Annotated in this window: 19 protein-coding genes and 1 pseudogene; 9 read left to right on the forward strand and 11 right to left on the reverse strand. The window is 59.6% G+C overall.

The genetic code is table 11. The features are described from left to right. The first annotated feature begins 139 nt into the window (after nt 1-139). Nucleotides 140-628: an Lrp/AsnC ligand binding domain-containing protein gene (locus ACZ89R_RS17210; protein ID WP_003206849.1), complete on the forward strand. Its 489-nt coding sequence runs from the start codon at nt 140-142 to the stop codon at nt 626-628. A gap of 99 nt (nt 629-727) precedes the next feature. Here ACZ89R_RS17210 and ACZ89R_RS17215 read toward each other — a convergent pair whose 3' ends face one another. Continuing rightward, nucleotides 728-1081, reverse strand: coding sequence for a YkgJ family cysteine cluster protein (locus tag ACZ89R_RS17215; RefSeq protein ID WP_007894729.1), 354 nt, complete (start codon nt 1079-1081; stop codon nt 728-730). 148 nt (nt 1082-1229) lie between these two features. On the opposite strand from ACZ89R_RS17215, the gene ACZ89R_RS17220 reads away from it, so the two are divergent. Continuing rightward, nucleotides 1230-2543, forward strand: coding sequence for an NAD(P)/FAD-dependent oxidoreductase (locus ACZ89R_RS17220; RefSeq protein WP_429545136.1), 1314 nt, complete (start codon nt 1230-1232; stop codon nt 2541-2543). A 102-nt stretch (nt 2544-2645) separates the two neighbouring features. On the opposite strand, the gene ACZ89R_RS17225 is transcribed toward ACZ89R_RS17220, so the two are convergent. Next, complete coding sequence (locus ACZ89R_RS17225) at nt 2646-2891, reverse strand: DUF1127 domain-containing protein (RefSeq protein WP_429545135.1); 246 nt, start codon at nt 2889-2891, stop codon at nt 2646-2648. A 179-nt stretch (nt 2892-3070) separates the two neighbouring features. On the opposite strand from ACZ89R_RS17225, the gene ACZ89R_RS17230 reads away from it, so the two are divergent. After that, nucleotides 3071-4489: an aminotransferase-like domain-containing protein gene (locus ACZ89R_RS17230; RefSeq protein ID WP_429545134.1), complete on the forward strand. Its 1419-nt coding sequence runs from the start codon at nt 3071-3073 to the stop codon at nt 4487-4489. A 4-nt stretch (nt 4490-4493) separates the two neighbouring features. Here the strand turns inward: ACZ89R_RS17230 and ACZ89R_RS17235 are convergent, their stop codons facing one another. The 4 genes from ACZ89R_RS17235 to ACZ89R_RS17250 all read right to left on the reverse strand — a co-directional run bounded on the left by ACZ89R_RS17235 (nt 4494) and on the right by ACZ89R_RS17250 (nt 8945). Then, nucleotides 4494-5018 carry a DUF1120 domain-containing protein gene (locus ACZ89R_RS17235; protein ID WP_429545133.1) on the reverse strand — a complete coding sequence of 175 codons (525 nt, stop codon included), beginning with the start codon at nt 5016-5018 and terminating at the stop codon, nt 4494-4496. Nucleotides 5019-5032: 14 nt separating this feature from the next. Beyond that, nucleotides 5033-7474, reverse strand: coding sequence for a fimbria/pilus outer membrane usher protein (locus tag ACZ89R_RS17240; RefSeq protein ID WP_429545132.1), 2442 nt, complete (start codon nt 7472-7474; stop codon nt 5033-5035). Further along, the gene (locus tag ACZ89R_RS17245; protein WP_429545131.1) at nt 7474-8178 is read right to left on the reverse strand and encodes a fimbria/pilus chaperone family protein; all 705 of its coding nucleotides are present in this window, start codon (nt 8176-8178) and stop codon (nt 7474-7476) included. Before ACZ89R_RS17245 ends, ACZ89R_RS17240 begins: the two co-directional genes overlap by 1 nt. A 116-nt stretch (nt 8179-8294) precedes the next feature. After that, nucleotides 8295-8945, reverse strand: coding sequence for a DUF1120 domain-containing protein (locus ACZ89R_RS17250; protein ID WP_123499467.1), 651 nt, complete (start codon nt 8943-8945; stop codon nt 8295-8297). Between the two features lie 277 nt (nt 8946-9222). Between ACZ89R_RS17250 and ACZ89R_RS17255 the strand changes: the two genes are divergently transcribed. Beyond that, nucleotides 9223-10806: a phospholipase D family protein gene (locus ACZ89R_RS17255; protein WP_123499465.1), complete on the forward strand. Its 1584-nt coding sequence runs from the start codon at nt 9223-9225 to the stop codon at nt 10804-10806. Nucleotides 10807-10894: 88 nt separating this feature from the next. Here the strand turns inward: ACZ89R_RS17255 and ACZ89R_RS17260 are convergent, their stop codons facing one another. After that, nucleotides 10895-12037 (reverse strand): MFS transporter, encoded by a 1143-nt coding sequence (locus ACZ89R_RS17260; RefSeq protein ID WP_429545130.1) that lies wholly within the window; start codon nt 12035-12037, stop codon nt 10895-10897. A 185-nt stretch (nt 12038-12222) separates the two neighbouring features. Beyond that, the gene (locus ACZ89R_RS17265) at nt 12223-13716 is read right to left on the reverse strand and encodes an aldehyde dehydrogenase (RefSeq protein WP_429545129.1); all 1494 of its coding nucleotides are present in this window, start codon (nt 13714-13716) and stop codon (nt 12223-12225) included. A gap of 227 nt (nt 13717-13943) precedes the next feature. Here ACZ89R_RS17265 and ACZ89R_RS17270 point away from each other — a divergent pair, with 227 nt between their 5' ends. Next, nucleotides 13944-14306 (forward strand): cupin domain-containing protein, encoded by a 363-nt coding sequence (locus ACZ89R_RS17270; RefSeq protein WP_429430814.1) that lies wholly within the window; start codon nt 13944-13946, stop codon nt 14304-14306. Between the two features lie 180 nt (nt 14307-14486). On the opposite strand, the gene rpmG is transcribed toward ACZ89R_RS17270, so the two are convergent. Together rpmG and rpmB are read right to left on the reverse strand one after the other, a co-directional pair. Continuing rightward, entirely contained in the window at nt 14487-14642 is a 156-nt protein-coding gene (gene rpmG, locus ACZ89R_RS17275) for a 50S ribosomal protein L33 (RefSeq protein WP_007894709.1), read from the reverse strand. Nucleotides 14643-14653: 11 nt separating this feature from the next. Beyond that, the gene (gene rpmB / locus ACZ89R_RS17280) at nt 14654-14887 is read right to left on the reverse strand and encodes a 50S ribosomal protein L28 (protein ID WP_007894701.1); all 234 of its coding nucleotides are present in this window, start codon (nt 14885-14887) and stop codon (nt 14654-14656) included. A 444-nt stretch (nt 14888-15331) separates the two neighbouring features. On the opposite strand from rpmB, the gene ACZ89R_RS17285 reads away from it, so the two are divergent. Further along, the gene (locus tag ACZ89R_RS17285; protein ID WP_429545128.1) at nt 15332-16918 is read left to right on the forward strand and encodes an ABC transporter substrate-binding protein; all 1587 of its coding nucleotides are present in this window, start codon (nt 15332-15334) and stop codon (nt 16916-16918) included. 176 nt (nt 16919-17094) lie between these two features. On the opposite strand, the gene radC is transcribed toward ACZ89R_RS17285, so the two are convergent. After that, entirely contained in the window at nt 17095-17769 is a 675-nt protein-coding gene (radC, locus tag ACZ89R_RS17290; protein WP_063342133.1) for a RadC family protein, read from the reverse strand. A gap of 135 nt (nt 17770-17904) precedes the next feature. Between radC and coaBC the strand changes: the two genes are divergently transcribed. From coaBC to ACZ89R_RS17305, 3 genes and pseudogenes are all read left to right on the forward strand, one after another. Next, the gene (gene coaBC / locus ACZ89R_RS17295) at nt 17905-19113 is read left to right on the forward strand and encodes a bifunctional phosphopantothenoylcysteine decarboxylase/phosphopantothenate--cysteine ligase CoaBC (protein WP_429547840.1); all 1209 of its coding nucleotides are present in this window, start codon (nt 17905-17907) and stop codon (nt 19111-19113) included. A 5-nt stretch (nt 19114-19118) separates the two neighbouring features. Then, the gene (gene dut / locus ACZ89R_RS17300; RefSeq protein ID WP_007894692.1) at nt 19119-19574 is read left to right on the forward strand and encodes a dUTP diphosphatase; all 456 of its coding nucleotides are present in this window, start codon (nt 19119-19121) and stop codon (nt 19572-19574) included. A 351-nt stretch (nt 19575-19925) separates the two neighbouring features. Next, nucleotides 19926-21302, forward strand: a pseudogene (locus tag ACZ89R_RS17305) (phosphomannomutase/phosphoglucomutase); the annotation flags it as partial. Nucleotides 21303-21317 lie beyond the last annotated feature (15 nt).

The raw sequence follows: 21317 nt of genomic DNA on the forward strand, positions 1-21317 counted from the left end.
CGGCTTACCGCTGACGTTTATTGTGCAGACCGAAGATGTGGGCAGTTTAAAAAAGATTAGCCAGTGCTTTTCACTATATAAGTGCCTATATTTGGCGACAATTCTCGGCAAAAACCCTTTTCACGGAGGCGCATCCCCTATGCGAACCAACACTCAGACCAAACGTGAGCTGGACAAGATCGACCGCAACATCCTGCGGATCCTGCAAGCGGACGGGCGTATTTCCTTCACCGAGCTCGGGGAAAAGGTCGGCCTCTCCACCACGCCCTGCACCGAGCGGGTACGGCGACTGGAGCGCGAAGGGATCATCATGGGCTACAACGCCCGCCTGAATCCGCAGCACCTCAAGGGTAGCCTGCTGGTGTTCGTCGAGATCAGCCTCGACTACAAATCCGGCGATACTTTCGAAGAGTTCCGACGCGCGGTGCTGAAACTGCCCCACGTACTGGAATGCCATTTGGTGTCAGGGGATTTCGATTACCTGGTGAAAGCACGGATTTCCGAGATGGCCTCGTACCGCAAACTGCTGGGCGACATCCTGCTCAAGCTGCCGCATGTGCGCGAATCCAAGAGCTATATCGTGATGGAAGAAGTGAAAGAGAGCTTGAACCTGCCGATTCCGGATTGAAAAGCAAAGATCAAAAGATCGCAGCCTTCGGCAGCTCCTACGGGTGTACGCGGTCCTCTGTAGGAGCTGCCGAAGGCTGCGATCTTTTAGCTGGCAACGCTAAACCAACACCTGTCGGGTAGAAGCCATGTACTCATGAATCTGCTTCTCGACCCGCGGATGGATCAGCTCCACCGGCCGTCTCCCGTTAGGGCATGGCAACGTTTTGGTGGTACCGAACAGCCGACAGATCAGTGGTCGTTCGTCATACACCGTGCAGCCATTGGGGCCCAGATGAACGCAATTGAGTTCATCCATCGCCGCATCCTGCTCCGCCCGGGTCTTGCGCGGCAGGCGGGACATTTCTTCGGGCGAGGTGGTCACCGGCCCACAGCAGTCATGGCAGCCGGGCACGCACTCGAAAGAGGGAATCTGTTGGCGCAGCGTGCGAATTTTCTGACTGTTGCAACTCATTGAAGCGGTGACCGAATGCGGAATAGACCGGGATTCTGACGCAAAAACCCCGATTCAGACAGCGCCAACCGACCGGTGTTGCCCGCGTCCGAAGCGGCGGCTTATGCTCCGTCAACTTTTTCAAACACATGCCCCCAGGATGACGCACATGAACGCCCCCGTTCAGCAACCTGCCTCGAGCCATCAACACGCGGCTTCTTATTACGCCGCCAGCAGCCTGCCGCAGCCCGATCTTGCGGGACTCACAGGTGAGCTGGTGGCGGACGTGTGCGTGGTGGGCGGCGGGTTCTCCGGGCTGAACACCGCCCTCGAACTGGCCGAACGGGGTTTTAGCGTGGTGCTGCTGGAAGCGCACAAGATCGGTTGGGGCGCCAGCGGACGCAATGGCGGGCAGTTGATCCGAGGCGTCGGGCACGGCCTCGATCAGTTCGCCAACGTGATCGGCGTCGACGGTGTGCGTCAGATGAAACTGATGGGCCTGGAAGCGGTGGAAATCGTCCGACAGCGGATCAAGCGTTTTCAGATCCCTTGCGACCTGACCTGGGGCTACTGCGACCTCGCCAACAAGGCTCACGAACTGGAAGGCTTCGCCGAAGACGCCATCGAGCTGCACAGCCTCGGTTACCGTTACGAAACCCGTCTGCTACAAGCCCACGAAATGCAAAGCGTGGTGGGTTCCGATCGCTATGTCGGCGGCTTGATCGACATGGGCTCCGGGCATCTGCACCCCTTGAACCTGGCACTCGGCGAAGCGGCAGCCGCCGGGCAATTGGGTGTGAAGCTGTTCGAACAATCGGCGGTGACCCGCATCGATTACGGCCCCGAGGTCAAAGTCCACACCGCCCAGGGCACAGTTCGCGCGAAGACGCTGGTGCTGGGTTGCAACGCCTACCTCAACGATCTCAACCCGCAACTCAGCGGCAAGGTGCTGCCCGCCGGCAGTTACATCATCGCCACCGAACCCTTGAGTGCAGAACAGGCTCACGCCTTGCTACCGCAAAACATGGCGGTTTGTGATCAACGGGTGACGCTGGATTACTACAGACTTTCGGCCGGCCGACGTTTGCTGTTCGGCGGCGCCTGCCATTATTCAGGACGCGACCCGAAAGACATCGCCGCGTACATGCGACCGAAGATGCTGGCGGTGTTCCCGCAACTGGCCGGGGTGAAAATCGACTATCAATGGGGCGGGATGATCGGTATCGGCGCCAATCGCCTGCCGCAGATCGGTCGGCTCAAGGAGCAGCCGAATGTGTATTACGCCCAGGCTTATTCCGGTCATGGGCTGAACGCCACGCATCTGGCGGGCAAGTTGTTGGCTGAGGCTATTAGCGGCCAGCAGGGCGGTGGTTTCGATCTGTTTGCCAAGGTGCCCCATATCACCTTCCCGGGTGGCAAGCATTTGCGTTCGCCACTGCTGGCGCTGGGGATGCTTTGGCATCGTCTTAAAGAACTGGCCTGACCCCCTGTAGGAGCTGCCGAAGGCTGCGATCTTTTGATCTTGTTTCAACATCAAAAGATCGCAGCCTTCGGCAGCTCCTACAAGAAGGGATCGCGGTTCATCTCACAGACGCCAGAACGGCTTAAGCCCCTCCTCCCGCGCCTGCTCCCGACTCAACCCGACATCATTGAGCTGCTCCGGCGTCAGCGTCAGCAACACCTTGCGCGTGTGCAGACGATGCCAGAACAGACCCCAGCGACCCAGGCCGGACGGTGCGTTGCGCATCACCGCCTCGCGTGCGCCGTTTTTTTGCCCTGCCGCCAGTTCCTGACTGTGTAACGTCAGCCGCACATCGCTCAAGCCGTTCATTTTCATTGCTCCTGTTTACTTGGGTAGCCAGAGCTTTCATGATGCGCGGACGGCGAAAAGCATTACAGATTCAACGATGGTGTATTAACTCCATACAGATTTTCTGTTTCTGCCTCTGAATCACATATTTTTGCCTCATCTGTACTGGTTAACCGAATCACTCACACCGAGACTGCGCCATGACCCTCTACGTCAATCTCGCCGAATTGCTCGGCACCCGTATCGAACAGGGCTTCTATCGCCCCGGCGACCGGTTGCCCTCGGTGCGAGCACTGAGTGTCGAACACGGGGTCAGCCTGAGCACGGTGCAGCAGGCCTATCGAGTGCTGGAAGACGTTGGTCTGGCGATGCCCAAACCCAAGTCCGGTTACTTCGTACCGGTGAGTCGCGAACTGCCGGAGCTGCCAGCGGTTGGCCGACCGGCCCAACGGCCGGTGGATATTTCGCAGTGGGATCAAGTGCTGGAACTGATCCGCGCCGTACCGCGCAAGGACGTCGTGCAACTGGGGCGCGGCATGCCGGACATCACCACGCCGACCATGAAACCGCTGCTTCGCAGCCTGGCGCGAATCAGCCGTCGGCAGGACATGCCCGGCCTGTATTACGACAACATCTACGGCACCCTCGAATTGCGCGAACAAATCGCGCGGCTGATGCTCGATTCCGGATGCCAGTTGAGCGCCAACGATCTGGTGGTTACCACCGGTTGCCACGAAGCGCTGTCCACCAGCATCCGCGCCATTTGCGAGCCGGGTGACATCGTGGCGGTGGATTCGCCGAGCTTTCACGGCGCCATGCAGACGCTCAAAGGCTTGGGCATGAAGGCCCTGGAAATCCCCACCGACCCGCTCACCGGCATCAGCCTCGATGCTTTGGAACTGGCGTTGGAGCAATGGCCGATCAAAGCCATACAGTTGACCCCCAACTGCAACAACCCGTTGGGCTACATCATGCCGGAGGCGCGCAAACGTGCGCTGTTGACACTCGCACAGCGTTTTGACGTGGCGATTATCGAGGACGATGTGTATGGCGAACTGGCCTACACCTACCCGCGCCCACGCACGATCAAATCCTTCGACGAAGACGGCCGCGTCCTGCTCTGCAGTTCTTTTTCCAAGACCCTGGCACCAGGCCTGCGCATTGGTTGGGTCGCACCGGGCCGTTATCTGGAACGGGTGCTGCACATGAAGTACATCAGCACCGGCTCCACCGCGCCGCAACCGCAAATTGCGATTGCCGAATTCCTCAAAGCCGGGCACTTCGAACCGCATTTGCGGAAGATGCGCACCCAATACCAGCGCAATCGCGACGCGATGATCGACTGGGTGACCCGCTATTTCCCCGCTGGCACCCGGGCCAGCCGTCCGCAAGGCAGCTTCATGCTGTGGGTCGAACTGCCGGAGGGCTTCGATACCCTGAAACTCAATCGGGCGCTGCATGATCAAGGCGTTCAGATTGCAGTCGGCAGTATCTTTTCCGCCTCGGGCAAATATCGCAATTGCCTGCGGATGAACTACGCGGCCAAAACAACCCCGCAGATCGAAGAAGCCGTGCGCAAGGTCGGTGCGACAGCTATCAAACTGCTAGCTGAAGGCTGAACGATCAGTCCAGCTGAAATCGCCCCCATGCCTGGAACGGGGTTATGTCACGAACGCGTGTCGCTTGTGGGGGGACGAGGGTTTCGATATCCAGTTCCAGGCGCCAATGCTGGCCAGCCAGAGGCTGACCGTCGAGCCTGGGTTGGATGCGATCGCCTGGCTGCAGCAGCGCTACGTTGTGCGCGCCGTCGGATTCTCTTAGCCAGTTGACTGCCTGGCCATCGAGTCGTGCAGCAACCAGACGCAGCTGCATAATGCCCGGCCCGAACCGATAGTGCTGCGCGTCGACAGCCGGCGCCTCGAACCGCAGCGTCATCGGTTGCGGCTCGCCGCATTGCACGTTCAGATATATCCGCCGAATACCGAAACTCAGAGCCGACCCCATATTTGACGCCTGCAAGCCATCACGGGTATGCGAACCATAATCCAGCACCATGGGATTGAGTTGCATCGTGCAATCCGCCTGCGCGTAACTCGGTAGCGCGACCGGCCACAATGCCAGCAACCACAGCCTGACAAAATCTTTCATGAACGTCCTCTGGATCAACTTTCACCCGCCCGACAAGTCACTTCGACGGCCTGGTAAGGCGCGGTGGTTTCCGGGAGTTGGCGGGTGTCGAACTCAAGCAGGCAGCGACGATCGTCGGGCAACGTCAATTGCAGCCCAAGCCACTCAGGAGCATCGGCGATGTACACCAGACCGGTCTCAACCACACTGGTCAGGTACACACCCTCGCTGTCGTACACCGCCCCTCCTTTGGTGACCCACTGCCCGGCATCGGTCCGCACATGCAGCATCAGCCGGCGAGCGCTGCTCAGCTTAAAGTCGAGTCGAGGTACCGCGCCGCGTCCGGTTTCGATTTCCTGAAAACCATTGAGCACTTCGACATTACGCGGCAGGCTGACGGTGTCTATTTCCAGACGACTGCTCTGGTACGCCGGCAGACTGGCCGCTACCGCCCTGCCAGTGCCATCGGTCCAGACCGGTCCCTGAGGCGTGCTGATTTTTATCCCGGCATCGGAGCCAATCTTCAGCAGACCAAAAGTATCGCGCAGCGCATAAGGTGATGGCGTGAGTCCACTTTCGTGAACAGCCACACCGCCGCGCAACGCGAAATCATAACTACGGGTGCCGACACTGCTGCGCGAATAGCCGAGGTCGACACTGGTGTAACGAGGCAGCAGACTGATGCGCCCGTCGAGATTTGTCTGGCCGGTATCGGCCCGCTCGGCATTGATGCTGTAGCTCGAGGTCTCGCTGACTTGCTCGTTGTAACGTGCGCCGGTGCGCATCCCCTGTTGGCGATCCTGACGACCGTATACCCTCAGACTACGGTTTCGCCCGAGGGGAAAGCCAAGGGTGGCGTAAATGCCCGTACCGCGAGCATCGTCACCACTTTCGCGTTGCACATTCAGCGACAGATTGGCAGCACCGAATTCTCGAGACCATGAAGCACTGATCCGCGATCGATCCGGACTACCGGCCATGGCATAGCGGGTCATCGAACCGCTGAACGCGCCCCAATGCCGATCTGAATAATTAACTGAAGCACCCCATTGACGTTCTGCCCGGCCATAAGGGTCATCGGTCAGAGATTCCGACCCGATGTCCGCCAAGGTTCGAAACCCGTTATTGCGTTGAGATGCGGTCAAGCTGGCGGACAAGCCGGGGCCCAACGAGGTGCTGAAAGTCGCCTGCAGGCTTTGACCCTGCCCCGCTGATGCTGTACGCGAACTCAAGTGCTGAATGCTCACCATCGAGTCGCGCGTCAAGGCATGTTGCACCCCCCAGCCCAATGACTGATAGGCGCTGCTCCCCATCCAACCGGCGGTGAATAACGAGTCCGAGCCCCACTGCCAATCCTTGCTGGCGGCAAAAAACGAGGGTGTCTCACGTTCGTCATGGGTGAACCGCCGTACCTGGCCCGCCGCGATGGCGAAGCCCGGTGGAGTCAACCCACTCAGCGGACGCACATTGGCTGCCGGCACCCGGAAGTGGCGCTGTTCGCCGCTTTCTTCGATGACTGTGACTTCAAGGTCCAGTTGAAGGCTGAGTACAGGTAGATCACGCAAGGTGAATGGCCCGGCGGGAACCAGGGTGGTGTAAATCACGACACCGCTTTGGCGCACTTCTATCCGTGACGGTGAGTAAGCTATCCCTTCAACCGCCGTTCCGACGCCGAGGCCTTCCTGACTGCGCAAGGCGAACGCTGTTTCCGGCAGGACCTGGATGCCGGTAAAGGGCTCACCGGCAAACAGCGACGAACGCATATTGAGCTGGCCAAGTTGTACATTGGCCTGATAACGCTCCCAGGTTCGCGATGCCTGGGTGTACAACGTCTCGAACCGCGCCACCCCCTCGAAGGCGGTGTAATTCTGGCGACTGCGCACGACCCAGTCTCCGGCATTGAATCCCAGTTCCGTTCCCAGGTTGCGATACTGCCTGGAGGCGTCCGCGCCTGAGCTGGAAACTACTAGCGCGTCATAGTTCAACACCCCCGCCACACCGCCTGACGCCCAGTTTCGCTGCAGCCGAGGCTGCGCGAGCAACAGATCAGTGGGAACCAAAAGCGCCACTTGTTGCTGGCTTGGAGAGAGTCGCACTTGCGCAGCGGCTATCCCCTCGGTTGCCCGTAAACACGCTTTGTCGTCAGCACTGTCGGGCAAACTTGGCGGCGCAGCAATACCGGCATAATCGAGCAGGTTCGCATCAAGGCATAACTGGCCTTCGTCATCGAAGGTGGCCAGCACCTGCCCGATGGGCGAGCCATTGACCTGCAAGAGGACTCGCGTACGGCCGGCCTGAAAACGGGGTAAATCGCGAAAATGCTCGGCGACTTTCGGGTCGATACCCCGGGCCTCAAGCACCGAGCGATCGAATTCGATCGGCGTTTCGCCCCAGGCTTTTCCTGTCACATCAATCACCAGAACCAGACTGCCGACCCAGCAACGTGAGCCGCCATACCAAGGCTTGCGGCGACTCATTATCGGCTGCTCAACGGCGCATCATGGCTGTCGACCGCGAATCCATAAGTCGTCGCGGGAAAAATCCGCACATGGGTGCCCAACGTCGACACGGCGGTGAGCGTCAGTACTTCGCCGGGCAGAATGTAGGTGCGCCCGAGATCGAGCATCACGCCGCTGGGGATCAAGCTCACCGATTTGGCGAGCCGCACTACATAGGGGCCGGGATTGCTCACCTGCACCCGGTCGCCAACAACGCTCCAGAGCAGATGTTTCCAGGGCGCGCGGTCCACTGCCAAGTTGGCCGGGCGCAGGATCACCGGAATGTTCTGCCGCACGCCCAGGCTGAGCCGAGCACCGTCTGCGCCTTGACGAGGCTTTATCCCCTCGAACACCACCCGTTTCAGGCGTTCGGTTTCCAGAGGTTTGGTGCTGCGCAAGATGAACCTGACCTGCTGACTCTGCCCAGGCTCAACCCGGGCCACGGGCGGAGTCAGCAGCAACAGCGGTTCGTCATCCTCTGCGATGTGTTCGATCGTGCTGTGGAGCAATGCCGGTTGTTCGTCGGAGTTTTTGACATTGAGGGTCGCTTCGCCCAATGCCTCATCGACTATTACGACAGGGGTTTGCGGCACCATGCCAGCCGCCATCGCCAGCGCACTGAAAAATGACAGGCACAGGGCCGCAATGGCACCGAGCGCCTGCAAAGATTTAGGGGGACACATGAAATTCTCCAGAGGGCATCGACCAGCACGGCGAACGCAATGCCTGTCGATGCCCGATGACACGCCAGGAAACGGCCAATAGCGGTATGACCGTCAGCCCGTTATGCAGCGTCGGCTCAGAGGTAGAACACGTCGAACGTCACCGAACCGTCGAGGTGAAACTCGTCGGTGGTCGCGGGCAGTTCGGAGGTCGGGCGAATAGCCGCAGCCACTTTCATAGGAAAGACATGCAGACGCGCGGCGGCCGGGCCGGCTGCTGCACCAGGCCCCCAGGAATAGGAAACCGGGGCGTTGGACATCAGGCCGCTGACCGGAACTCGCCATACCGGATTGGCCGGAGAGCGCACCAGGAAAGTCTGCGGGTTGCCATCGGTCAAGGGCTGGCCGGTCAGCAGGCCAAAGCCGCCGATGCCGACGCCATTCGTGCTGCCGAGGCCATAGTAAAGGTGATCACCGGTGCGGCTATTGAACGTGAGGCCCGGCACTTTGGTACCACCACGATTATCCGTGACTGCAATCTCCACCGCTGCGGGTGCGTCGCATGCGATCTTCAAAGTGATGTCTCGCGGCGGGAGATCGTTTTGTGTTGTCGCGCTCAACGTCGAGGAATAGATCCGCCCCAGATCGATGTTACTGCCACCGGCGAAAGCAGGAATGCAGGAAGTCGGAATGACCGTACCGCTGACGTTCAGATCGACACTTGCCGCTTGAACGGCTAATGGAGCGATGGCTGCTGTTAAAGCGGCCATCAAAAAAAGCTTCTTCATAAACACTTACCTGTGAATGGATGAAAGCACCAACGCGTCGAATGCAGCGGGAAATCAGGCCTTCTTCCGACACGTCGAATACCCGGCGATCATTCCGTTTCTTGTAGGTTTTTTATGTAGGAAAAGTCGCCATATCAACTGGCATCGACGACAGCACCTGTGGCTCTTTTCGGTTCTCACCGATGGATCCGATCAATCACAGTCATGCCACCCTTCAAACGTGTGTGATCCCAATGCCGTGCCATACTTCCGTGACCCCGACGCGAGAAATCCTGCCTTGATACTCATTCCGGTCCGGCCCTTCGCTTTGTTGCTCGCCTTGTTGCTCGGCAGTTGCACCAGCCTTGATGTCGTCCGCGAATCGAGTCAGGCCCTACCGGCGGCGAACTCGGCGTTCGGGCGGTCGATCCAGGCACAGGCTGCCCCCCATGAGGGCCAATCGGGCTTTCGCTTGCTCTCCGACAGCGCCGAGGCTTTTACCGCGCGCGCCGAGCTGATTCGCAACGCTCAAAGCAGCCTCGATCTGCAGTACTACATCGTCCATGACGGCATCAGCACACGAATACTGGTGAGCGAGCTGCTCAAGGCCGCCGACCGCGGCGTGCGGGTGCGGATTCTGCTCGACGACACCACCAGCGATGGCCTGGACCGGATCATCGCGACCCTCGCCGCCCATCCGAAGATTCAGATCCGCGTGTTCAACCCGCTGCACCTGGGCCGCAGCACCGTCGTTACGCGAACGATGGGCCGGTTCTTTAACCTGTCGCAGCAACACCGGCGCATGCATAACAAACTGTGGGTGGCGGACAACAGCGCGGCGATCGTTGGCGGGCGCAACCTGGGAGACGAGTATTTCGATGCCGAGCCCAACCTGAATTTCACCGACATCGACATGCTTGGTGTCGGCCCGGTTGCAGAGCAACTGGGGCACAGCTTCGACCAGTACTGGAACAGCGCCCTGAGCAAGCCGATCGAGCAGTTTCTCTCGACCAAGCCGACAGCCAGGGATCTGAAAAACACCCGGACCCGGCTGGACGAATCCCTGGAGGAAACGCGCAAACAGAATCACGCGCTTTATCAGCAGTTGATGGCCTACACCACTCAACCGCGTCTGGATGTCTGGCGCCGGGAGCTGATCTGGGCCTGGAACCAGGCATTGTGGGACGCACCGAGCAAGGTGCTGTCCGATGGCGAACCTGACCCGCACTTGCTGCTGACCACCCAGTTGGCGCCCGAGCTCAATGGGGTCAGCAAAGAGCTGATCATGGTCTCGGCCTACCTCGTACCTGGCCAACCGGGGCTGGTTTACCTGACCGGTCGCGCCGATGCCGGCGTATCGGTCAGTGTGCTGACCAACTCACTGGAAGCCACCGACGTACCGGCCACGCACGGTGGTTACGCGCCTTATCGCAAAGCCTTGCTGGAGCATGGGGTGCAGCTGTTCGAATTACGCCGTCAGCCCGGCGACAATGGAGACAACGGCGGTAGCGGATCGAACCTGTTTCACGGCGGCAGCAGCTCCTACCGTAGTTCCGACTCCAGCCTGCACAGCAAGGCGATGATTTTCGACCGACAGAAAGCCTTTATCGGCTCGTTCAATTTCGACCCGCGCTCGGTACTGTGGAACACCGAAGTCGGGGTACTGGTGGACAACCCGCAGCTCGCCGGGCGGGTGCGCGAACTGGCACTGGAGGGTATGGCGCCTGCCCTCAGCTATCAGGCCCGGCTGGAAAAGGGTCAGATCGTCTGGGTCACCGAAGATGACGGCAAGCAGCACACATTGACCAAAGAACCGGGAGGTTGGTGGCGACACTTCAATTCATGGCTCAGCAGCATGGTCGGCCTGGAGCGGATGTTGTAGCTTCAATTGCCAGGATCGCAGCCTTCGGCAGCTCCTACAGGGATCGCATTTCAACTGTAGGAGCTGACGAAGGCTGCGATCTTTTGATCTATACCGGCTGCACCACACCAAACGCCCCTTGCCGCGATACCAGAATCACCAGCCCCAACGCGCCCGCCGCCATCAGCAACGGCAAGGCATGCCCGCTGATCCACTGACTCCCGGCACCAGCTGCCAAAGGCCCGATCAGGCAACCAATTCCCCATAACTGTGCTATATGGGCATTGGCGCGCACCAAGGCATCGTCGCGATAACGCTCGCCAATCAAGATCAGCGATAAGGTGAACAAACCGCCGGCACTGGCGCCAAACAATACCCACAGCGGCCAGATCAACAGCGTGTCGATCAGCAACGGAATCGCCAGGCTCGACAGCAGCAAGAGCATCGCGCAACCGGTAAACAATGTACGTCGCGACAAGCGATCGGCCAGCGCGCCAATCGGCAATTGCAGCAAGGCATCACCCACCACCACTGTGCTGACCATCGCCAAGGCGATTTCCGTGGTAAAGCCCTGACGCAGACAGTAGACCGGCAACAAGGTCAAGATCATCGCTTCGAACGCCGCGAACAGCGACACCGCCCAGGCAATCGCCGGCAAGCCGCGGCAGAAGGTCAACAAGTCACCGAGGGTTACGCTGCAAGCTTCGCTGGAGGGTGCGCCGCCGCGGCCCAACAGCAGGAACGGTGACGTCATCAGCAAACCGACGCCGACCCAGAAACCATAATCATGCTCGGTGCCCAACGCCCCCAACAGTAACGGCCCGGCCAGCTGACTCAACGCGTAACTGCTGCCGTACAGCGCCACCAGTCGACCGCGCCATTGCTCAACCACCAGTTGGTTGATCCAGCTTTCACCGAGGATAAAGACGAGGGTCAGGATCACCCCAATCATCAACCGCAACACCAACCAGACCGGATAGCTCGGCCACACTGCCAGCAAACCGATGGATACCGCCCCGGCCCACAGGCACAGGCGCATCAGATTGGCCGTGCCAAGACGGGCCGCGAGGTGGCTGGAGATCTTCGCCCCCAGCAGTACGCCAATAGCCGGCATCGCCGCCATCACGCCGATCGCGAACGAGCCGTACCCCCAGCCTTCCAGACGCAGCGACACCAACGGCATGCTGACACCCAGGGCCAGGCCGACACTCAAGACAGATGCCAAAACGGCGAAATACGTCGCCCAACGCATGTTCCACGCTCCTGTGGATATTTTTATGTACAGCGCAAAACACTGTGGGAGCGAGCCTGCTCGCGATGACGGAGCAACATTCAACATTGACGTCGACTGTCAGACCGCTATCGCGAGCAGGCTCGCTCCCACAAGGGATCTATGTTGCATCGGGCCCCGGATATGAACCGGAGCCCTGCTACACATTACAACTTGATCCAGGTCGCCTTCAGCTCGGTGTATTTGTCGAACGCGTGCAGTGATTTGTCGCGACCGTTGCCGGACTGTTTGAAGCCACCGAACGGCGCGGTCATGTCGCCGCCGTCGTACTGATTGACCCACACGCTACCGGCACGCAAAGCCTTGGCGGTCAGGTGAGCCTTGGAGATGTCGGCAGTCCAGACTGCAGCGGCCAGACCGTAAGGCGTGTCGTTGGCGATCTGGATGGCTTCTTCAGCGCTGTCGAAGGTGATGACCGACAACACCGGACCGAAGATTTCTTCCTGAGCAATTTTCATCGCGTTGCTCACGCCATCGAAAATCGTCGGCTCAACGTAAGTGCCACCGGTTTCCTGAAGAATACGCTTGCCGCCCGCCACCAGTTTGGCGCCGTCGGTGTGACCGGACTCGATGTAGGACAACACAGTGTTCATCTGCTGGGTGTCCACCAGCGCACCGACATTGGTTGCCGGGTCCAGCGGGTTGCCCGGCTTCCAGGTTTTCAAGGCCTCGATCACCAGCGGCAGGAATTTGTCCTTGATCGAACGCTCGACCAGCAGGCGCGAACCGGCGGTGCAGACTTCGCCCTGGTTGAAGGCGATGGCACCGGCAGCGGCTTCGGCGGCGGCTTGCAGGTCCGGCGCATCGGCGAACACGATGTTCGGGCTCTTGCCGCCAGCTTCCAGCCAGACGCGCTTCATGTTCGATTCGCCGGAGTAGATCAGCAGTTGCTTGGCGATCTTGGTCGAACCGGTGAACACCAACGTGTCGACGTCGTTGTGCAGGGCCAGGGCCTTGCCGACAGTGTGACCGTAACCCGGCAACACGTTCAGCACACCTTTCGGAATACCGGCCTCAACCGCCAGCGCCGCAATGCGGATCGCGGTCAGCGGCGACTTTTCAGACGGTTTAAGGATCACCGAGTTACCGGTGGACAGCGCCGGCCCGAGCTTCCAGCAGGCCATCATCAACGGGAAGTTCCACGGCACGATCGCGCCGACCACGCCGACCGGCTCGCGAGTCACCAGACCCAGCTGATCGTGCGGGGTGGCAGCGACTTCGTCGTAGATCTTGTCGATGGCTTCACCGCTCCAGCTCAGGGCTTGCGCCGCGCCGGGAACGTCGATGTACAGGGAATCGCTGATCGGCTTGCCCATGTCCAGGGTTTCGAGCAGGGCCAACTCTTCGGCGTGCTGTTTGAGCAGGCCGGCGAAACGGATCATGGTGGCTTTGCGTTTGGTCGGTGCCAGGCGCGACCAGGCGCCGGAATTGAAAGTGGCGCGGGCGTTGTCCACGGCACGCTGGGCGTCGGCGGCGTCACAGCTGGCAATCTTGCCCAGCAGACGGCCATCGACGGGGCTAATGCACTCGAAGGTCTCACCAGAGACTGCATCGGTGTATTCGCCATTGATGTAGGCGCGGCCTTCGACCTTCAGATCGCGAGCCCGTTGTTCCCAGTCGGCACGAGTCAGGGTGGTCATTCGAGTGTCCTCCTCTTATTGAATACGAGTGCCCCGCGTTCTATGCGGGCGCTGTCAGGAATTCTGCCCGGCCAGCCTGCTTTTCGGCTCAAGGCAACCGTTACCCTAAACCAGCGGCCGGTGAAGTTTCAATATATTTGACACAAGGCGGGCAAACGGCCTTGCGATGTTCATTTTAATAAACATAGACTTTCAATTTTCCAGCGCAATCACGGGGGAATACCGGCATGAGCATTCAGGATATCGTCGATTTCAGCCAGGCCAACACCCAGCCCGATCGTTATCGGCCCGACCCTGCAAAAGTCCTCAAGGGTGACCCCGAACAAGCGGTGTATAACCACTACAATAGCCCGTGCGGCCAAATGAGTGCGGGTGTTTGGGAAGGCGAAGTCGGCCAATGGCTAGTGAACTACACCGAGCACGAATACTGCGAAATCGTTCAGGGGGTTTCAGTGCTGCGTGACGATGATGGCAATGCCAAGACCTTGCGTGTAGGTGATCGCTTCGTGATCCCGGCAGGGTTTCGTGGTACTTGGGAAGTGCTGGAGCCTTGCCGCAAGATTTATGTAGTGTTTGAACAGAAGGCCTGAGGATTTGTGTTAGCTGGGCCGGCCTCTTCGCGGGCAAGCCTCGCTCCTACAGGCTCGTGGGCTCCGTAGGAGCGAGGCTTGCCCGCGAAGGCGCACTGGCAGCCAACGCATAACCGACAGGCAACAAAAAAGGCCCGTATCTCGCGATACGGGCCTTTTTCGTAAGTAAGGAAAAATCAATTACTTGATTTTGCCTTCCTTGTAGATCACGTGCTTACGAACAACCGGATCAAATTTCTTGATCTCGATTTTGTCCGGAGTAGTGCGCTTGTTCTTGTCGGTAGTGTAGAAGTGACCAGTACCGGCGCTCGAAATCAAACGAATCAATTCACGCATGATTAGCTCCCTTAGATCTTGCCGGCTTTGCGGATTTCGGCCAGCACGACAGTGATGCCACGCTTGTCGATGATACGCATGCCTTTGGCAGATACGCGCAGACGCACGAAACGTTTCTCTTCTTCAACCCAGAAGCGGTGATGCTGCAGGTTCGGCAGGAAACGACGACGGGTTTTGTTGTTTGCGTGGGAAATGTTATTCCCAGTCACCGGACCCTTACCGGTAACTTGACATACTCTCGACATGCCTCAGCCCTCTAAAACCACATGCCCAACCCGGCATGGGTTGGCCGCTTAATCTCTCAGTCATTTGGCGCCAGGCGCCGCGTTTCTTTAGAGGTCTTACCGGCTACACCTACAGTGAAGGAACCGGGCCCCTAGAAAAGAGCGCTGCTTTATACCAGAAAGACTGGAGAGCAACAACATTCCGTGTGCGCGGACTTGATAAATTCCCCATTTTTCGGCCACCGGGCGCCTTGGATAAAGGCTGTCGCCGATTAAGACCGCTCGTCGCAGAGAATCGGCCAACCGACCGATTCCGGGTTTTCCTCGGTCCGCATCACCGAAACAAGCGCCCATAGTCCCCTTAAAATGAAAAAGGGGATAGTCATTTGCAAAAGAGCCCACTAGGGTAAGCCTTTTCCAGACTGCACTTGCAGATGGGCCTTCGATCTGTAAAGGAATCCGACCATGCGCCTCGCTGCCCTACCGCTGCTGCTCGCCCCGCTTCTATTGAGCCCACAGGCTATGGCTGCCGCCCTGAGCGTTTGCACCGAAGCCAGCCCGGAAGGGTTCGATGTGGTGCAATACAACTCGCTGACCACCACCAACGCCTCGGCCGACGTGCTGATGGACCGCTTGGTGGACTTCGACACGGCCAGCGGCAAAGTGGTCGCCAGCCTGGCGGACAGCTGGGAAGTCACGCCCGACGGCCTGACCTACGTCTTCAAGTTGCACCCGCAGGTGAAATTTCACCGCACCGAATACTTCAGCCCGACGCGAGAACTGACCGCCGAAGACGTGAAGTTCAGCTTCGACCGCATGCTCGACCCTGCGAACCCGTGGCACAAAGTCGCCCAGAGCGGCTTCCCGCACGCCCAGTCGATGCAGTTACCGGCGTTGATCAAGAAGATCGACGCACTGGACCCGCTTACCATCCGCTTCACCCTCGACCACCCGGACTCGACTTTCCTGCCCACCCTGAGCATGGGTTTCGCCTCGATCTATTCGGCCGAGTACGCGGACAAACTGCTGAAGGCCGGCACCCCGGAGAAACTCAACAGCCAGCCGATCGGCAGCGGCCCGTTCATCTTCACGCGCTTCCAGAAAGATGCCTCGATTCGCTACAAGGCCAACAGTGAGTACTTCCGCGGCAAGCCATCGGTAGACCCGTTGATCTTCGCCATCACCCCGGATGCCAACGTGCGGTTGCAGAAGTTGCGCCGCAACGAGTGCCAGATCGCCCTGTCACCCAAGCCTCTGGACGTACAGGCGGCGCTGAAAGAGCCAACCCTGAAAGTCGAAAAGACCGATGCCTTCATGACCGCCTTCGTTGGCATCAACAGCCAACATCCGCCGCTGGATAAACCTGAAGTACGCCAGGCGATCAATCTCGCGTTCGACAAGGCTAACTACGTCAAAGCCGTGTTCGAAGACACCGCCGAACCCGCCAACGGCCCCTACCCGCCCAACACCTGGAGCTACGCCAAAGGCTTGCCGGGCTATTCGCATGACGTCGAAAAGGCCCGTGCGCTGATGGCCAAGGCAGGGCTCAAGAATGGTTTCCAGACCACCATCTGGACCCGCCCTTCCGGCAGCCTGCTGAACCCCAATCCGAGCCTCGGCGCGCAATTACTTCAGTCTGACCTGGCGGAAATCGGCATCCAGGCCGAAATTCGGGTGATCGAATGGGGCGAACTGATTCGCCGCGCCAAGGCCGGCGAGCACGATCTACTGTTCATGGGCTGGGCTGGCGACAACGGCGACCCGGATAACTTCCTCACGCCGCAGTTTTCCTGCGCGGGGGTCAAATCCGGCACCAACTTCGCCCGTTACTGCAACCAGGACCTGGACAAGCTGATCAGCGCCGGCAAGACCACCGGCGAGCAAGGTGTACGCACCAAGCTCTACGAACAGGCCCAGGCGCAGATCCAGCAACAGGCGTTGTGGCTGCCACTGGTGCACCCGACGGCCTTCGCGCTGACACGTAAGGATGTTCAGGGTTACTCGGTCAGCCCGTTTGGCCGGCAGGACTATTCGAAGGTCAAGCTAAAGTAATTAGCGTCACCATAAAACCTGTGGGAGCGGGCTTGTGGCGAGGGGGCTTGCCCCCGTTGGGCTGCGAAGCAGCCCTAAAATCTCTGATGCACCAAAGATTTTGTGAGTGCTTCGCACTCAAACGGGGGCAAGCCCCCTCGCCACACAAACCCGATCCCACAGGGGTTCTTAGTCCTCTACATCCACCCATACTCGGCCATGGACAGCGGATCGCCGTCACCGACGATGAAATGATCGAGTACCCGCACATCGATCAGGTCCAGCGCCTCTTGCAGGCGCTTGGTCAGCATTCGGTCGGCCTGACTGGGGTCAGGATTGCCCGACGGGTGGTTGTGGCACAGGATCAGCGCTGCGGCGTTATGGGCCAGAGCGCGTTTGACCACCTGCCGTGGATAGACGCTGGTGTTGTCGATGGAGCCGCGGAACAGCGCTTCGAACGCCAATACCCGGTGCTTGGAGTCCAGAAACAGGCAGCCAAACACCTCGTGGGGCTCATGGCGGAGCATCGACTTCAGATAATCACGCACAGCCTGCGGATTTTCCAACGCCGACTTGTAGCGCGAGCGTTCAGCCAAATGCCGTCTGCCCATTTCCTGAACTGCCTGCAACTGAGCGAATTTCGCGGGTCCGAGTCCTAATTGTTTGCTGAATGTTTTTTGATCAGCCTCCAGTAGCGAACGCAGGCCGCCAAACTGAGTCAACAAGTGTCGCGCCAGATCTACCGCACTTTTGCCGGATACGCCGGTACGCAAAAAAATCGCCAGCAGTTCGGCGTCCGAAAGACTCCCCGAGCCTAACTCCAGTAACCTCTCCCGCGGCCGCTCGGCCGCCGGCCAATCGCGAATGCTCATAACACCTCCATGTCTGTGGGCGCCGCTGTTCCGTAGCGGTCGCTGTGATATCGTAGCCCATCTTTTTTGCGGGCGATTTCACTCCTGGGGAGGGGGTATCGCCATGCAGTCATCAACGAAATGAAAGGCAGACCTATGCAGCGGCTGTATCGGAAACGCATCGTTCTGGGCGTCGGCGGCGGTATTGCTGCCTACAAGAGCGCCGAGCTGGTTCGCCGCCTGATCGACCAGGGCGCCGAAGTGCGCGTGGTCATGACCCGCGGCGGCAGCGAATTCATTACCCCGCTGACCATGCAGGCCTTGTCCGGGCATCCGGTCCATCTCGATTTGCTGGACCCGGCGGCCGAAGCCGCGATGGGACACATCGAGCTGGCCAAATGGGCCGACCTGGTGCTGATCGCCCCCGCCACCGCGGACCTGATCGCCCGCCTGGCCCAAGGCATTGCCGACGACCTGCTGACCACGCTGGTGCTGGCCACCGACGCGGTGGTCGCCGTGGCGCCAGCGATGAACCAGGCCATGTGGCGCGACCCGGCGACCCAGGCCAACCTGCAAACCCTCGAAAGCCGTGACCTCAAGGTCTTCGGCCCGGCCTCCGGCAGCCAGGCCTGTGGCGACGTCGGCATGGGCCGCATGCTCGAAGCCACCGACCTCGCCCAGTGCGCGGCAGACTGCTTCCAGCGCCTGGCGCTGACCGGCAAACACGTGCTGATCACCGCCGGCCCGACCCAGGAAAACATCGACCCGGTGCGCTACATCACCAACCACAGCTCCGGAAAAATGGGCTTTGCCCTGGCCGAAGCCGCGGTAGAAGCCGGCGCCCGCGTAACCCTGATCACAGGTCCCGTGCACCTGCCGACCCCGGATCGCGTCACGCGTATCGACGTGGTCAGTGCCCGGGACATGCTCGCTGCCTGCGAAGCGGCGATTCCTTGCGACCTGTTCATCGCCTCTGCTGCGGTCGCGGACTACCGTCCAGAAGTCGTCGCCCCACAGAAACTCAAGAAAGACCCTACGAACGGCGACGGCTTGTTGCTACAGATGGTGCGCAACCCGGACATCCTGGCCACCATCGCCACCCGTCCCGACCGTCCGTTCAGTGTCGGTTTCGCTGCCGAAACCGAACACCTGCTCGATTACGCTGCTCGCAAGTTGAAAGACAAGAACCTCGATCTGATCGTCGCCAACGACGTCGCGAACCCGAGTATTGGCTTCAACAGCGAAGAAAACGCCTGCAGCGTGATCGACCGTGAGCTGCACGCCACACTCTTCGCCCAGACCAGCAAGAGCAAGATTGCTCGCCAGCTGATCACTTTTATCGCCGAACGTCTGAACCAGGTTTAATTTACATGCACGCTTTGCAAGCCAAGATCCTCGACCCCCGCATCGGTACTGAATTCCCGCTGCCGCAGTACGCCACGCCAGGCTCCGCCGGCCTCGACCTGCGCGCCATGCTGGAAAAAGACACCGTCATCAAGCCGGGCGAAACCCTGCTGATTCCGACGGGCCTGTCTGTCTACATTGGCGATCCAGGTTTGGCCGCGCTGATCCTGCCGCGCTCAGGCCTTGGCCATAAGCACGGCATCGTGCTGGGCAATCTGGTCGGCCTGATCGACTCCGATTACCAGGGCCCGCTGATGGTGTCGTGCTGGAACCGTGGCCAGACCGATTTCAACATGGTGGTAGGCGAACGCCTGGCCCAATTGGTGCTGGTACCGGTCGTTCAAGCGCATTTTGAAATGGTCGAAGAGTTCGTCGAAACCCAGCGTGGTACCGGCGGTTTCGGCCATTCCGGCAGCCACTGATCCGAAAGATGGCAACCCTGTGGCGAGGGGGCTTGCCCCCGTTGGGCAGCGAAGCGGCCCTAAACTCTGTGAGTCATTACCGCTTTTTGTGAGTGCTACGCACTCAAGCGGGAGCAAGCTCTCTCACCACAAATTGCACAGTCGTCATCTGGAAGGTTTACCACTGAAAATCAAGGCATTGAACAGCCAATTGCTCGCCGATGCTGATGGCATGGCCTTTTCACACCACGAACTCTCAGTGGAAAACGCCGTCATACCCTTCAGTTTGAGCCTGCCAACGAGTTTTTCGCTGGCGGGTCCAGCCACTTTCGAGATGGAGCATTCCTACAGATGAGCACCCCAGCCCAAGTCGCACCCAAGTTCCCCGACAGCATCTTCCGCGCCTACGACATTCGTGGCACCGTCCCGGAATTCTTGAACGCCGAAACAGCTTATTGGCTTGGTCGCGCCATCGGCTCCCAAAGCCTGGCCCAGGATGAACCGAACGTTTCAGTCGGTCGCGACGGTCGCCTGTCCGGCCCGGAACTGGTCGAACAACTGATCCAGGGCCTGGCCGACAGCGGTTGCCACGTCAGCGACGTCGGCCTGGTGCCAACCCCTACGCTGTACTACGCCGCTAACGTTCTGGCCGGCAAATCCGGCGTGATGCTCACCGGCAGCCACAACCCGTCGAATTACAACGGCTTCAAGATCGTCATCGCTGGCGACACCTTGGCCAACGAACAGATCCAGGCCCTGCACGAACGCCTCAAGACCAACAACCTGAGCAGCGGCAAGGGCAGCATCACCCAGGTCGAGATCCTCGACCGCTACAACACCGAAATCGTCCAGGACATCAAATTGGCCCGCCGCCTGAAAGTGGTGGTCGATTGCGGTAATGGCGCGGCCGGCGTGATCGCCCCGCAGCTGATCGAAGCCCTGAACTGCGAAGTCATCCCGCTGTTCTGCGAAGTCGACGGCAACTTCCCGAACCATCACCCGGACCCGGGCAAGCCTGAAAACCTCGTGGACCTGATCGCCAAGGTCAAGGAAACCAACGCCGACCTGGGCCTGGCCTTCGACGGCGACGGCGACCGCGTGGGCGTCGTGACCAACACCGGCAGCATCGTTTTCCCTGATCGCCTGTTGATGCTGTTCGCCCGCGACGTCGTGGCGCGCAACCCGAACGCAGAAATCATCTTTGACGTCAAATGCACCCGTCGCCTGATCCCGCTGATCAAGGAATATGGCGGTCGGCCGCTGATGTGGAAAACCGGTCACTCGCTGATCAAAAAGAAAATGAAACAATCCGGCGCCCTGTTGGCCGGCGAAATGAGCGGGCACATCTTCTTCAAGGAGCGCTGGTTCGGTTTCGACGATGGCATTTACGCCGCCGCACGGCTGCTGGAGATCCTCAGCAAGGAAAAATCCACCGCGGAAGAGTTGTTCGCGACCTTCCCGAACGATATTTCTACGCCAGAGATCAATATCCATGTGACCGAAGAGAGCAAATTCAGCATCATTGATGCATTGCACGATGCGCAATGGGGTGAAGGCGCCGACCTGACCACCATTGACGGCGTGCGAGTCGACTATGCCAAAGGCTGGGGCCTGGTTCGCGCCTCCAACACCACACCGGTGCTGGTGCTGCGCTTCGAGGCCGATGACGAGGCTGAATTGCAGCGCATCAAGGATGTGTTCCACGTCCAGCTGAAACGCGTTGCACCTGATCTCCAATTACCGTTTTGATCTATAGAAACACCC

The sequence above is a fragment of the Pseudomonas sp. TE3728 genome, from assembly GCF_056279145.1.